The organism is Bacteroides sp. LFL-34, from assembly GCF_027257075.1.
Taxonomy (GTDB): Bacteria; Bacteroidota; Bacteroidia; order Bacteroidales; family Bacteroidaceae; genus Bacteroides; species Bacteroides ovatus.
Window position 1 is genome coordinate 19,920 of the sequence record NZ_JAPQKZ010000057.1, and the last position, 13,514, is coordinate 33,433.

A 13,514-nucleotide genomic window follows, 5' to 3' on the forward strand; every position below is an offset into this window, starting at 1 on the left:
TTATTTCTTTATTAACTGTTCACCAATATAATAACTCATTGAATAAATACCTGTTTGGGCGGACTGTTCACTATCCAGCCCGTTTCTGACACGATATTGCACCGGAGCTTCTGCACCTCGCAATCCATTGAACAGAGTAAAGATGCTATTGTAGTTGCTGCCTTCGTCTGTTATGTCCAAATAATAGATTTTGGCACGATTCTCGGCAGAAAGGTTGATAATATCTGCGTCTTCTGCAAAGAAAAAGTTGATAGCAGGGGCATTGCCTGTTGACTGATTGTATAAGTAATCAGCTTCTGAACCGTATGTTAATCCTAATCTGAAATCTGCATTGCTTTCCGTATGAACCGTCTTTTCCACAGCATCGGTAATAGCTGAAAAATTTGTTTCATTTAGAATCATTTCTTTCACATTAAAACCTGCAATTATCATACGTTTGATTTGCATAAGAGAATCTAATGCCACTGCTACCTTCTTTGTTGTAAGATCAACATTACCTTCTCCTTTGCTGTAATAAAGAACTTTGTAAGTTAGTTCGGAATTGTAGTCATCCGGTAACCATAGTTCGATATTGGAATTACCTACTTTTATGTTTTTATTAGTAGCATGTAATTCCTCTGTGAATTTTTTCAGAGTTTCCTGCGGATAGTTTTCTCCTTTGAATGAACGTTCGATAAAAGGCAGTGCCTCTTTCATGGATTCACGCCAATAACTGTCAGTATGGGCACCGTTTCGTACACGATATTCGTGCTTGATATTTTTGTCCCGTAATAGAGAATGTAATTCACCGTTTCCTGCATATAGTCTTTCTTCATCATCACCGCAGTCTATGTAATACCGTACTGTTTGAAATGTGGAACTTGGTTTATCCTTGAAAAAGTGTAGCGGACATTGGCTTTTATAATAGCTTGTCAGCCTGCCTGTCCCTGTCTGGCCGCTTCCTCCGAAGTTGTTTCCCCATTGAAGATTCCAACCGTCTTGTGACAAGGAGATATATTGTTCATCTGTATTTAGGGAGGGACTTAATCCTATTGATACCGAGAATGTTTCAGGATGTTGCGATGCTATACTTAATGCCCCGAAACCTCCCATAGAGAATCCGGCAACAGCTCTTTCCGTCTTACTGGCTGTTGTTCGGAACCGCTTATCAATCAGGGGTACGAGTTCATTAATGAACATATCCATATAGTTGAACTTTCCGTCATAGCGGTTACAAAAATAAGAGTTGAAACCTTCCGGCATGATGTAGATCAATGGGCGAATACTACCATTGCTGGTTTGCGCATCAGCTATGCTTTGAATATTCAGACCTGAAGGTCCCCATGAACTTTGGTTCCCTCCCCAGCCATGTAGAAGGAAAACTACTCCATATTTACCCGTACTTTCCGATAGATATTCTTGAGGCAGTAATACGGAATATTTGATTTCTTGTCCTAATATTTTGCTGTAAAAACTTTGATCGGGATTATAGCGTTTGGTAAACAGTTCCGGTGTATCGGTCTGTTCGCCTTCGGACGGACTGTTATCATCAGACGAACATGATGACAATCCGTAGGAAAATAATAATAAGGCTAATAATAGGAGTAGTTTTCTATTCATGGCTTCTCTCTTTTATTTATAAGGATTGATTGGCTCTGCCGGTGTGGATGAATAAACCACCATGTCTTTACATTGAACGGCATATTTTTCATTTGGATTAATCCATTTAATAACCAGTTTGTGAGGTCCTTCCTCTAAATCATAATTATAGAAAATGTCATACTTTCTTTTTATGTAGTCATAAGGCATTTCTATGGTTTCTACTTTCTTGCCGTCAATGTAGGCCTCCAGGATGGCGATGTAATTGTCATTACTATCTTTAACATCTTGTCTGATCATCCCCATTAAAACAACTCCCTTGCCATTGAACTCAAATGTTTTTTCTGTACCGAGATCATATTTGATGACTCTTCTTTCAGAAGGATATAAGCCTTCAAAAGAAACTTCCCATGCTACGGTTTTTGGCTTCTGAATCGTGGTATAGTATTTATCTCCTTTTATTTTTCCTCCGTTTGCTTTTAATACATCACTCAATAGTTTGAGATTAATGTCGTATACAGAACTTAAAGAGATATCTGTGTAAGGGAACTTAATATTTTCACATCTTTCGAGTGCCGGTTTCCAGTATTCGGGGATAGCCTTGTAGCCTTGTATGACTCCAAGAATTCCTGCGGCAGTTGCCGGGTTACAGTCGGAATCTTGTCCGCAACGAGTGGCTATATCCATTGTTTTGAAAAAGTCGCCGTTGCCATATAAAAGTCCCATCACACAGTAAGCCGCATTGATAGTGGCGTCAATGTTAAATGCATTGAATACCCCTTCCGGGCAGCCAATCTCAAAAGCATGGCGGTTTTCTATTTCCAGCCAGCATTTACGCCAGTCATCGGGATATTGTTTCCAATATTTAATAACGTCTATGATGCAACGGTGAAATTTACTTTGTTCGGGTATTGTTTTAAGAGCTTCCGTGACAATTGTATAAATGTCGTTATTTACGTAAGCCAATGCATACATTGCTCTCATGTATACACCTCCATACCATCCGTCGCCGTAGTTCATGATATGCCCTATCTTGTCCGAAAAATCGGAGGCGGTATTTACCATCCCCGGACATATCATTCCAATGAAGTCTGCTTCAATCTGGAAATCAATATCGTCAGCGTGCGGATTATTTTTCCAATGTCCCGATGCTGGTGGCATAATACCGTGCAATATGTTATATCTGGCTGCCTGGTTGGCATGCCATAATTTGTAATCTGCGTTTGCAAAGGCTTTGGCAAATGATTCGGCAGGGGCATTTATCCCTTCTTTTTGCATTACTTCCAGAAAGGTAAGATCCATATATACATCATCATACAATCCCGGATCTTCTGCAAAGATGTCCTTACAATAGTCATCATACCAGATTATTGGAGTTTTCTCATGAATGATCGCTCCTCTGTATTTAAATTCTGTAGGACCGCCATAGGTGCATCCTATGGTTTGTCCGGCCCAGCCTCCTTTAATTTTGTCGAGCAGTACCTCTTTACTTATTTCAACTGTTTTTCCATATTCTATTTGTGCCATTCCCGATATGGAAAAGGTAAATAGTAGAATGATGTTAGTCAGGACTTTTTTCATCTTAACTTATTTATTAAAGTAAAATCTATCATGTTCTTTTTTCTCTGAATAATACATTATGTCGTTGATACGAATAATGTAGTCTTTTTTGCGGTTCAACCATTTCATTTTAACGTGGTGTCTTCCTTCCTTCATGAGGTATTTCCAGGCTGGTTCTACTTTGCGGTCTGTGTTTCTCATGGGTAAAGCTGCTACATGGTCCAGTTCTCCGTCAATCCATATTTCCACTTTAGCAACGTAAGGGTCATTGGGCTCTGCCAATCCGAACACCTCGGAACCGATGTGGCGTGTAGATACACGATTGATATAATCGGGAGTAATACTTCTTGTGCAGCAAATGTTGCCCCAGATAACAAATCCGTTACCATTGAAATCAAATTCAAATGTATCTGTCAGGAAGCAGTCTTTGCGTTCTCTATAAAGTGGATAGGTGTTTTCGAAATTTTGTTCTAAAGGAAGTACGTCCGCCTTTTTGATTGGAATTTCTATTTCCCCACCAGATACTTTTCCACCTGTTTTGACTATGAGTTGTTTAGCTTGATCGAAACTCATTTGGTATGCTTTTGCCAACGACATATTCGTTCCTTCAAATGTAAAGTCTTCTACTTCTTTCAAAGGGTTTAACCAGAATGAAGGGATTTTATCATACCCATACATGACGCCGAGTACACCGCCGACTGTAGACGGATTACAGTCAGAATCTTGTCCGCAGCGTGTTGCAATATCGACAGAGTTGGTGAAATCTCCTTTACCGTAGAGCATAGCTAATGCTACGAAAGCGGAATTGAGCTTGGCGTCAATATTAAAGTTTAGAAATACGCCTTTGGGACATCCTACATCGCAGTTCCATTTTTCTTGCAGGAAGTACCAGCAATCTTTCCAGTTGTCCGGGTGCAAAGAATGGAAGTTGATTACATCCTGAATACATTGATGGAATGTACTCTTTTCAGGTATAACGGAGATTGCGGTTTTTAGAATCGCTTCAGGACTTTTTTCATAGAAAGCGGAGCTATAAAGAGCTGCTACGAAAGCACCGCCATAAAAACCATCACCGCTATTCATAATGTGGCCTACTCTGGAGGCGATATCCAATGCTTCCGGCAGCATTGCCGGAGCCATCAGACCAATGAAGTCTGCTTCGATCTGGAAATCCAGATCGTCTGCATGTGGGTTATTCAACCAATGACCGGAAGCCGGTGGCATGATACCTTGGCGGATATTATATCTGCCTGCTTGGTTAGCATGGGCCAAATGATAATCAGCGAATGCAAATCTTTTGGCAAGTTCTTCTTGTGAACAATCCAGGCCAAGTTCATCAAATGCCTCAACAAACGTGCAATCGTTATAAATATCATCGAACAATCCGGGTTTCTTTTCCCACCAATATTTAACGTAACCTTCCGCCCAGGGGATCGGCTGGTAATCTTGAATATAAGTTCCCGTGAACTTAAACTCTGTAGGTGCTCCGAAAACGACACCAATGGTTTGTCCTGCCCATCCTCCTTTAATCTTATCTAAAAGTTCTTTATCAGATAACTTTAAAGTTTTTACAGGCTGGGCCTGTACGTTGAGAGCAAAAAGCCCTATGATACATATCGTAATTATTTTCCTCATTTTTCTCTTCCTTTATTTCTCGTAAACTCCTAGTTCGGTAATAGATATGAATGATGATACATTCTTTGTGTATTTATGCCAGTGTTCCTGCACTTTTGCATCCATTAGTACGCGTATTCCCTTGGTTTTTACTGCCGGAAATTCCAAAACATATTGTGCAAACGGAGGTTGGAAAAATACAATATCGGTTTCGGGAAGTGCCGGAGTTGATTTGAATTTACCTACGTCATACCAATGTCCGTCATTTCCAAGATATTGAATGTTTAGAGAAGTAAACCATCCTCCGAATTCCTCCAGACAGCCCATATCTAAAACAAGCATATTGATGTTATGCTCTTCTTTCCAACCGTATCCGAAATAGTCTATTTTAGGCAGATTACTTTTGGCTGCTAATGAATAAAATACAGATCCTACGCCATCTTTGACTCCGTCATTAATTACTTCTACATTTGTTGCGTACATCGGTTTTCCAAAGGTAATCCAGCAAGAATCGAGCACCTCTTCGTTCAGTTTACGGATATTTGCGTAAATAGTATCAGCCTTGGAGGCTATATTCTTGGTTTTAACTAATAACTCAAAGTCTTTAGTGATTGAGTTCTTGTTATTTGCGCTTAATTGTAGGGTAATCGGATATTTTCCGGCTTCTGTAGGAGTTCCTGCCAGTTTACCGTTTTGGAATGTAACTCCTGCTGGAAGTTTACCTTTTACCAGTTCCCATTTGAAATCAGCATTTGTTCTGCAGGCAAATGAGTAATCGGTAGGCTGTCCGATTTCCAAGTCCGGATTCGGACCGATACAGAATTCCATCGGGGGAATGAATTGTGCTTTGGGGTTAACATATACCATATCACCTTTCACTTTTCCTCCTTTAGAGCAAACCAGTTCGATTGCTTTGTTGTAAGTACGTTCAATCATGTCTTCAATGGAAGCATCAGGCATATCAAATCTGGTGATATTGATATACCGGTCGTTGAAGGGTTTTTCCCATCCTTCGATAGGTTTAGTCAAACTTTCGGGAAGAGACTTTGCGCCATACATTACTCCTAGAAGTCCGGAGATAGTGGCTGCCTGATTGTCGCAGTCAAATCCCATTGCACAGCTTAAATCCAATGTCCGTTGGAAATCTCCTTCGCCATACAACATAGCCAAAATCCCGCATAATCCGTTCAGATTAGCATTCCAGATTGTTTTTGTCATGGCCGGTTCATCTATGTAATATTTTTTAGCCATGATTTGACGTGCTTTTACCCAATCTTTAGGATATTTGTCATATAAAGCAATCATCTCTTTTACAGCTATCGCATATCTGTCATCAGCAGGTAGTTCTCTCAAGGCTCGTGTAATCAGTTTGCGGATATCCTTGCAGAAAAAAGCGTCAGCGTACATTGCACCATATAGGACAGTGGGAGATACCGCCCACGAATCGCTTGTGATACGGGCCGCCCAGTCACTTTTTCCTGCAGCATACGAAATCATTCCCGGTGCTGTATACGCCCATATCTCGTTAATCAATTGAGGGTCGATCTGATACCAGTGGGGATTCAGATTTTCGTCACCGGTGAACGGAGGGGTGAATCCAAGATGCATTAATCCAAGTGCAGCCCTGTTGGCCAACCATACACGGTCACGGATATGATACATCCATCCTTCGCGCATATTGGCATAAGTAGGTTCTACACCATATTTCTCCATTAATAGTAAGTAGATATACTCAACATCAGTATCGTCATCAGAGAATGCACCATTATACTTCTGCAATTTATCTATATTTTTAGTGTAACCGAATGGAAATCTGGATTCCGGGGCAGGTTCATCTACAAACTTGTTCTCAAAAGGAAGTCCATATATATTTCCTACCATTTGCCCGATCCAAGCTCCGGCTATTTTGTCTTTTAACTCTGTCTTTGAAATTTTTTGTGCAGAGATAAATAAGATGTTGGTAATTAAAACAAGTAAAAAGATGATTGGTTTTTTCATATTTATCAGGGTTGATTTGTTGGAAGGTACACTTTTCTATGTGAACCTTCCAATTGTGGTTAATAATCTTTGTTTTGAGATAATTTTGGATTTGCATTTAAAATATCCGTAGGAATTGGAAATACATTTCTAAAAGTTTCTGAACTTTGGTCAGGGTGTGCCCAATATTTTTTCAGATATTTTCCGAAACGTATCATATCTTCATGGCGCCATCCTTCCCATGCCAGTTCTCTGCCTCGTTCTGCATAAAGTTCATCAATCGTCAATTGGCTTGTAATATATGCATCAAGACCAGCTCTTGTACGAATCTTCTTAAAGTCTGCCAGTTGGATAGCCTCGCTTGTTCTGTTTTGTCGTACCAAGGCCTCTACGTACATTAATACAACATCGGCATAACGGAAGATGGCAAAGTCGTTGTCCATACTAACTGTATATTCTTTTAAAGAACCATCAGTCTGGTAATGCCATTTCCAGCAGCGTGCACCGTCGTATGTACCACGTCCTCCGTTGCTATTGTAATATTTTTCTTCAAGGAAGACAGGAGTATATTCGAAACCAAGATCCTTTCCGCTTAGGTCTACTTGAGGACCGTATAACCAGCTCTGACTTCTGCGAAGATCTTGTTCTGCGTATGTTTGGAAAAAGTCCGGTTGGCAGAGAAAACCCGACCATGGAGCTGCCGGAATATTAAATGTTGCTTGTGATGCAGCTTCCAGTGTCAGCGTATGCAGATAAAATGAGTTACTGTCACCGCTAGTATATACTCTGTCATACAGGATTACAAAGATGTTCTCCTTAGAATCTTCATTTTTAATATCAAAATTAGTGGAATAAGAGTCTTCAATGCTGTAAGCACCTATATCCATAATGTCTTTACAGGCTTTCTCTGCTTTGTCATACATTGGAGTACCGAACCATGCTTCTGCATTCAGATACATTTTCGCAAGAATACAATAAGCGGCAGCTTGTGTGACCCGTCCATAATTAGTATCTGAAGGCTCCCTGTCTAGGAACTCGATATTGTCATTAATTTCTTTTTCCAGATAATTGAAAATATATTCACGACTTTTTTGTTCCGGGTATCCGGTTTCCGTGTAGTCAGTTGTGAAAGGTACGTTTCCCCAACAAGAAATGGCTTGGTAATAGTAGAAAGCACGCAATATTTTCATTTCGGCTATAATCTTCTCTTTTCCTTCAAACTGAATAGGTGATAGTTCCGTTTCGTAAATAATTTCATTACATGCAGCAATACCATTAAATATCCAGTTCCAGCCCCTTGTTAATAATTTATTTGCAGGTGGAATTTTATTCGTCTGGATTTCTTCATAACGTCCATTACTGTACCAGGAACCACCACAAGCGGGAACAGCACATTCATCAGAAGCTTGTAAAAGCAGTGTCCATAAACTTTGTTCGGAATTGTATCCTTGTAATTTCGTATATGCTCTACCTGCATTGGCTACCAGTTCCTTCTCGTTTTTAAAGAAGTCATTCATCGCTACTCCTGTGTATACAGTTTCGCTAAGATCGGTACATCCGTATGATAATATACAGATAACGAAACTTAATATTATATTTGTCTTTTTCATGGTAATCTTATTTTTTAGAATACTATATTAACTCCAAAAGTAAATTCTGTTGTACGCGGATAATAGCTCAAACTTTCCATACCGGGTTCCAGTCCGGAAAGGGCAACTTCTGGGTCGACACCAGAATAACCGGTGATACAGAATACATTCTGTGCAGTAAGAGACAATCTTAGTCTTTTTATCATTTTAGATGTGAAATCCCAAGTATATCCAAAGGTAACATTATCTAGTTTTAAATAAGAAGCATCCTCTATATATTTGGAGGAATATTTATAGGTCGTACTTGTGAAATTCGTTTGAGATAACCAGTTTGATGAGATATTTCTAAGTCCGATGCTGCTTAGATTTTCATATTCCATCGCATAGTTGTTCAGAATTTCTCCGCCGATAGATGCACGCAGTGAGAAACTCAAGTCGAATTTCTTATATCTGAAGGTATTACTCCAGCTAAGAGTGGCATCCGGATAAGCACAGCCAATTTTTTCCCATTGTTCTTCCGGTACGGAACCGTCTGCATTTTGTCCTAGCAATACATCTTTTCCATCTGTATCAATTCCTAACCATATAGGACCATAGAAAGTACCCAATGACTGTCCTTCTATCAGACGTTGAGTGTAGCAGGCAGCACTTGTAGACCATCCCACTTTGTATGTTCCGTTAGTGAATTCATCATTGGTGAATTTCACCAATTTGTTTTTATTGTGCGAAACGGTAAGTGAGGTATTCCATGTAAAGTCTCTAGTGTTAAAAGGTGTACCGGATATTGTTAATTCAACTCCTTCATTAGTAACTTTTCCAACATTCGTAAACAAGGTATTATATACATAAGGAGGTGTTGGCACGATGTAGTCATATAGCAAGTTTGATGTAGTCCGTTTGTAATAATCGAAAGTGAACGAGAGGCGGTTATCAAACATTGTCATATCAACACCAACGTTGAACTCTGCTTTTTTCTCCCATTTTAGATCCGGATTTGCATTACTCGCAGGTTGATAAGTATTGATCCATTGGCCATTGTAATAGAATTTACCGGCTGTAGTCATCATCATCAAAGATTTGTAGTTTGAGAAATCCTGGTTACCGGTAACTCCGTATCCGGCTCTCAATTTTAAATCATCGATCCATTTGACATTCGAGAGGAATTTCTCTTTATTAATACGCCAACCTACGCTGACAGCCGGGAACCATCCCCATTTATTATTGTCACCGAAACGGCTGGAGCCATCACGACGTAGTGAAGCAGACAAAAGATATTTATCATCGTAGTTGTACATAAAACGTCCGAAGAATCCGATATATGTATTATCTTCTTTATTGGACGACATGCTGGCTTTGCCTTCAGTTAGATTCGTTCCTGTTCCGATGTTATGAGTCTGGTTGTCATCGAAGTCGAAACCGGAATTTGTCATGGATGCAGATGTGCTATAAGTATACTGGTATGTATATCCGAGTAATGCCTGAATGGAATGTTTTCCGAAAATATTCGAGTAATTTAAAGTAGACTCATATTGTGTATCGTTTTCCTGATAGTTTTCAATATAGGCTTGCCCGTTTGTTCCTATTAAACTTGGATAATAATGTGTGTAGTATTCACGTGTCTCATATTGTTCCTTGTCGTATGAAACAAAGTTCTCCCATTTTAATCCTTTTATAGGCAAAATGTTTAGAGTAGCACGAATATTTGCACCATAATTATCATTCTTACTTTCCATGTTCCTTTCGTTAATGATCGCTACCGGATTGTAATATTCCATTGCTTTGATACGGCTATATCCTCCGGCATCCGGATCGCTGTCGTCATAAACAGGCTCTGTTGGATTATGGGTAAATGCCTGCATAAAAGCACTTGTAGAGGAAGGGCTGTATTTGCGATGAATGATATTCAGGTTATAATCCAAATCGACCCATTTATCTAATAATGACTGGCGAATATTGGTACGTGCCATTAGCTTTTCGGAGCTATTGTGCTTTTGCAAGCCATCGCTCTTTTCATAATTGAAAGAAGTGTGATGTGAGAACTTCTCGGAACCTCCGGATATAGACAAGTTGTGCTTATGGCTGAACGGAGTTTGCGTAATTTCTTTAAACCAATCGGTATCACTGTCAAAGATATAACTTTCCAATTCTGGGCGATACTCCTTGATAACAGATTTGTATTCGCTTGCCGATAAAGGTTTTGCTCTGCGTGAAACGACTCCCACGGTGAGTTGTCCATCATAAGAAACTTCCGTTTTGCCACTTCTTGCACGTTTAGTTGTGACGATGATTACTCCATTCGTACCTCTTGTTCCATAAATAGCAGCTGCCGAACCATCTTTTAATACGTCTATAGATTCCACTTCCTGGAAGTTGATATTTCTGATATCTGCACCTGCCACCCCATCAATAATAATTAATGGACCTTGGCCTGCGGAAAGTGTGTTTGTTCCGCGAAGTAATACTTCATATTTGGCTGTCGGATCAGCACCGTTCGGGTTGATAATTTGTAATCCTGCCACTTTTCCTTGCAACATTCCCATAGCATTGGTGAATGTTCCGGGATTGAGGTCATCTTTCTTCATGCTGGTAACCGATCCTGTAAGCTCTTTCTTTGTGGTAGAGCCGTAGCCGATTACTACAACGTCATTAAGCACTTTCGAGTCTTCGCGCAGGTGTATTACAAGCTGTGTCTGATTTCCTACTTGTTGTTCAACAGTTGCATAACCTACATAAGATATAACCAATACATCAGAAGGATTCGCTTTTACATTGAAGGTTCCATCAACTCCTGTAATAGAACCATTTGTTGTACCTTTAACAAGGACACTGGCACCGATAATGGGTTCATTTGCTTCATCGAGGACTGTACCTCTTATTGCCTTCTGGGCAATAGCATCATTGCTCATCAAAGAAAATACTATTAACAACATACTTGTCAATAGACCGTGGATTGAACATTGTTTTATCATAATAACAGAATTAAGGATGATTATTGTATTTCTTTTCTCAAAGGTATAGATACTTGTGCTCCCATTCTGGTAACAGAAATAGAAGAGGCTTTACTTGCAAATATAATTGCATCTTTTAGATTTTTGCCCTCAGACAGAGCTACGCACAATCCGCCGCAGAATGTATCTCCGGCAGCGGTTGTGTCTACTGCTTCTACCTTGAAGGCTGGAATGTGGATAAACTCATTGTTTTCATAGGCGAGAGCTCCTTTGGCTCCCATCGTAATAATGACAGTTTTTATGCCTTTCGAACTAATATAACGAATCGCTTCTTTTGCCGATTCATCATCTGTAATGTGCATTCCCGAGATGATTTCAGCCTCTGTGACATTAGGAATAAGAATGTCGACATTGGCTAATAACTCGTCAGGCAGTTGTTGGGTAGGGGCAGGGGCGGGATTTAATATAACGGTAATTCCATCTTTTTTCGCCATTTTGGCTGCATAAGTGACACTCTCGATTGGAGTTTCCAACTGCATGATGACGATGGATGCCTGTTTGATGGCAGGTTCTGCATGCTGTATGTCATCAATAGATAAAGTCCCGTTGGCTCCGGAAGCAACAACAATACAGTTTTCCCCTTTTTTGTCGACATTGATAAGAGCTACTCCTGACGGTTCCTGCGGGGTAATTCCTACATAAGTAGTGTCGATCTTTTCTTTGTGAAACATTTCCAAGGTTTCATTTCCAAAAATGTCATTCCCTATTTTACATATGAAAGTGACATCTCCTCCTAGTCTTGCAGCAGCTACGGCTTGGTTAGCTCCTTTGCCGCCATGATTCATTAAGAAGTTTCCTCCCAGAATTGTTTCTCCTGGTTTTGGTAGACGGTCTGATTTGATAACCATGTCCGTATTACTACTACCTATCACTACGATTTTCTTCTTTGTGTCCATATAATGAGTATTAAGTATTAAGGCGAATTGAATCGTAAACGATGCGCAATCGTTTGTGCAAATATAGAAATTTTTTTCAAAACAAAATATTTTTCTTGCTTTTTTCTCAAATAAAATGTTATTTTTGCAAAAAACAACCAGTAATGAAGAAAACTCTGATTGATGTATCAAAGAAAACTGGGTACTCTATCTCTACGATTTCCAGAGTGTTAAATGGGAAATCAGAGAAATATAGGATCAGCCAGTCTGCTAAGGAGGTTATTTTGCAGTCCGTTAAAGAATTGGACTATCAGCCTGATATAGTTGCGCAAAGTTTGCGCAACAACACGACATATACTATAGGCCTTCTTGTACCGCACATAGATAATCCTTTTTTTGCCAATATAGCAAGTGTTGTCATCCGTGAAGCACAACGTTATAATTATACTGTTATGCTTATTGATACCCTAGAAGATCCTGTTCAGGAAAATAAGGCTATCGATTCGCTTCTATCGCGTAAAATAGACGGCATTATTTTGGTTCCAACCGGTGAAAACCCTTCTAAACTCGAGGAAATTAGTACTAAAACTCCGATTGTGCTAATTGACCGCTATTTTGAGAAGCATAATTTGCCATACGTAGCTACTGATAATTATGTAGGTGCTTATCAGGCAACGAAATTATTATTAGAATCGGGGCATAGTAAGATTCTCTGTATTCAGGGACCAAGTATCTCTATAACAACTAAAGAACGTGTGCGCGGGTATGTTGATGCGCTTCGCGAAGCTGGTTATCAGGATAACGCAATGATAAGAGGAAATGAGTTCTCGATTCAGAATGGTTATATTGAGACTAAGTTGGCTCTGAACTCTACCACAAAACCTACTGCTATATTTGCGTTAAGTAGTACAATTCTTTTGGGAGCCGTCAAAGCATTAAATGAGCATAAAGTGAGAATTCCTCAAGATATGTCTATCATTTCGTTTGATGATAACTTATATCTGGACTATTTGAACCCTCCTATTACTCGTATTGCACAATCACTGGAGAATATTGGCATTATTGCTGTAAAAATGTTGATGCAGAAGATTTTGGAAGAAACTGAATTACATTCGGAGATTCTTTTGAAACCTAATATTATAAAACGGGATTCGATAAAGGTGTTAACTGATAGAAAGTAGTATTTTAGATAATAGAAAAGAGGTTGTGTCAAAACGCTGACACAGCCTTTTTTTATGCGCAAAGCCCAGACTTTCTCAAGCCCGGGCTTTGTTATTACCCAAAGTTTTCGTATCTTTAGGTATAAAGTTTTT

General features: G+C 39.5%; 8 protein-coding genes. 1 reads left to right on the forward strand and 7 read right to left on the reverse strand.

Features of this window, described 5'->3' with window-relative positions; genetic code table 11:
* The 7 genes from N5O98_RS23715 to rbsK are packed head-to-tail and all read right to left on the reverse strand — an operon-like array spanning window position 1 to window position 12,222.
* Window positions 1-1,599, reverse strand: coding sequence for an alpha/beta hydrolase (locus N5O98_RS23715; RefSeq protein ID WP_004307904.1), 1,599 nt, complete (start codon window positions 1,597-1,599; stop codon window positions 1-3).
* 12 nt (window positions 1,600-1,611) lie between these two features.
* Window positions 1,612-3,159: an ADP-ribosylglycohydrolase family protein gene (locus N5O98_RS23720; RefSeq protein ID WP_269496098.1), complete on the reverse strand. Its 1,548-nt coding sequence runs from the start codon at window positions 3,157-3,159 to the stop codon at window positions 1,612-1,614.
* Window positions 3,160-3,165: 6 nt separating this feature from the next.
* A complete protein-coding gene (locus N5O98_RS23725; protein WP_004307906.1) occupies window positions 3,166-4,773 on the reverse strand; it encodes an ADP-ribosylglycohydrolase family protein in 1,608 nt (535 codons plus the stop codon).
* Window positions 4,774-4,785: 12 nt separating this feature from the next.
* A complete protein-coding gene (locus tag N5O98_RS23730) occupies window positions 4,786-6,750 on the reverse strand; it encodes an ADP-ribosylglycohydrolase family protein (RefSeq protein WP_118161527.1) in 1,965 nt (654 codons plus the stop codon).
* Window positions 6,751-6,809: 59 nt separating this feature from the next.
* On the reverse strand, window positions 6,810-8,339 hold the full coding sequence (locus tag N5O98_RS23735; protein WP_118161528.1) for a RagB/SusD family nutrient uptake outer membrane protein: 1,530 nt from the start codon (window positions 8,337-8,339) through the stop codon (window positions 6,810-6,812).
* A gap of 14 nt (window positions 8,340-8,353) precedes the next feature.
* Complete coding sequence (locus N5O98_RS23740) at window positions 8,354-11,287, reverse strand: SusC/RagA family TonB-linked outer membrane protein (protein ID WP_118161529.1); 2,934 nt, start codon at window positions 11,285-11,287, stop codon at window positions 8,354-8,356.
* A 20-nt stretch (window positions 11,288-11,307) separates the two neighbouring features.
* Window positions 11,308-12,222: a ribokinase gene (gene rbsK, locus N5O98_RS23745; RefSeq protein ID WP_008642596.1), complete on the reverse strand. Its 915-nt coding sequence runs from the start codon at window positions 12,220-12,222 to the stop codon at window positions 11,308-11,310.
* A gap of 143 nt (window positions 12,223-12,365) precedes the next feature.
* On the opposite strand from rbsK, the gene N5O98_RS23750 reads away from it, so the two are divergent.
* Window positions 12,366-13,382, forward strand: coding sequence for a LacI family DNA-binding transcriptional regulator (locus N5O98_RS23750; RefSeq protein ID WP_022199577.1), 1,017 nt, complete (start codon window positions 12,366-12,368; stop codon window positions 13,380-13,382).
* The last annotated feature ends 132 nt before the right edge of the window (window positions 13,383-13,514 follow it).

Coding starts and splice junctions, on each gene's coding strand:
- N5O98_RS23715 (WP_004307904.1), bottom strand. CDS start 1,599: ATGAATAGAAAACTACTCCTATTATTAGCCTTATTATTATTTTCCTAC.
- N5O98_RS23720 (WP_269496098.1), bottom strand. CDS start 3,159: ATGAAAAAAGTCCTGACTAACATCATTCTACTATTTACCTTTTCCATA.
- N5O98_RS23725 (WP_004307906.1), bottom strand. CDS start 4,773: ATGAGGAAAATAATTACGATATGTATCATAGGGCTTTTTGCTCTCAAC.
- N5O98_RS23730 (WP_118161527.1), bottom strand. CDS start 6,750: ATGAAAAAACCAATCATCTTTTTACTTGTTTTAATTACCAACATCTTA.
- N5O98_RS23735 (WP_118161528.1), bottom strand. CDS start 8,339: ATGAAAAAGACAAATATAATATTAAGTTTCGTTATCTGTATATTATCA.
- N5O98_RS23740 (WP_118161529.1), bottom strand. CDS start 11,287: ATGATAAAACAATGTTCAATCCACGGTCTATTGACAAGTATGTTGTTA.
- rbsK (WP_008642596.1), bottom strand. CDS start 12,222: ATGGACACAAAGAAGAAAATCGTAGTGATAGGTAGTAGTAATACGGAC.
- N5O98_RS23750 (WP_022199577.1), top strand. CDS start 12,366: ATGAAGAAAACTCTGATTGATGTATCAAAGAAAACTGGGTACTCTATC.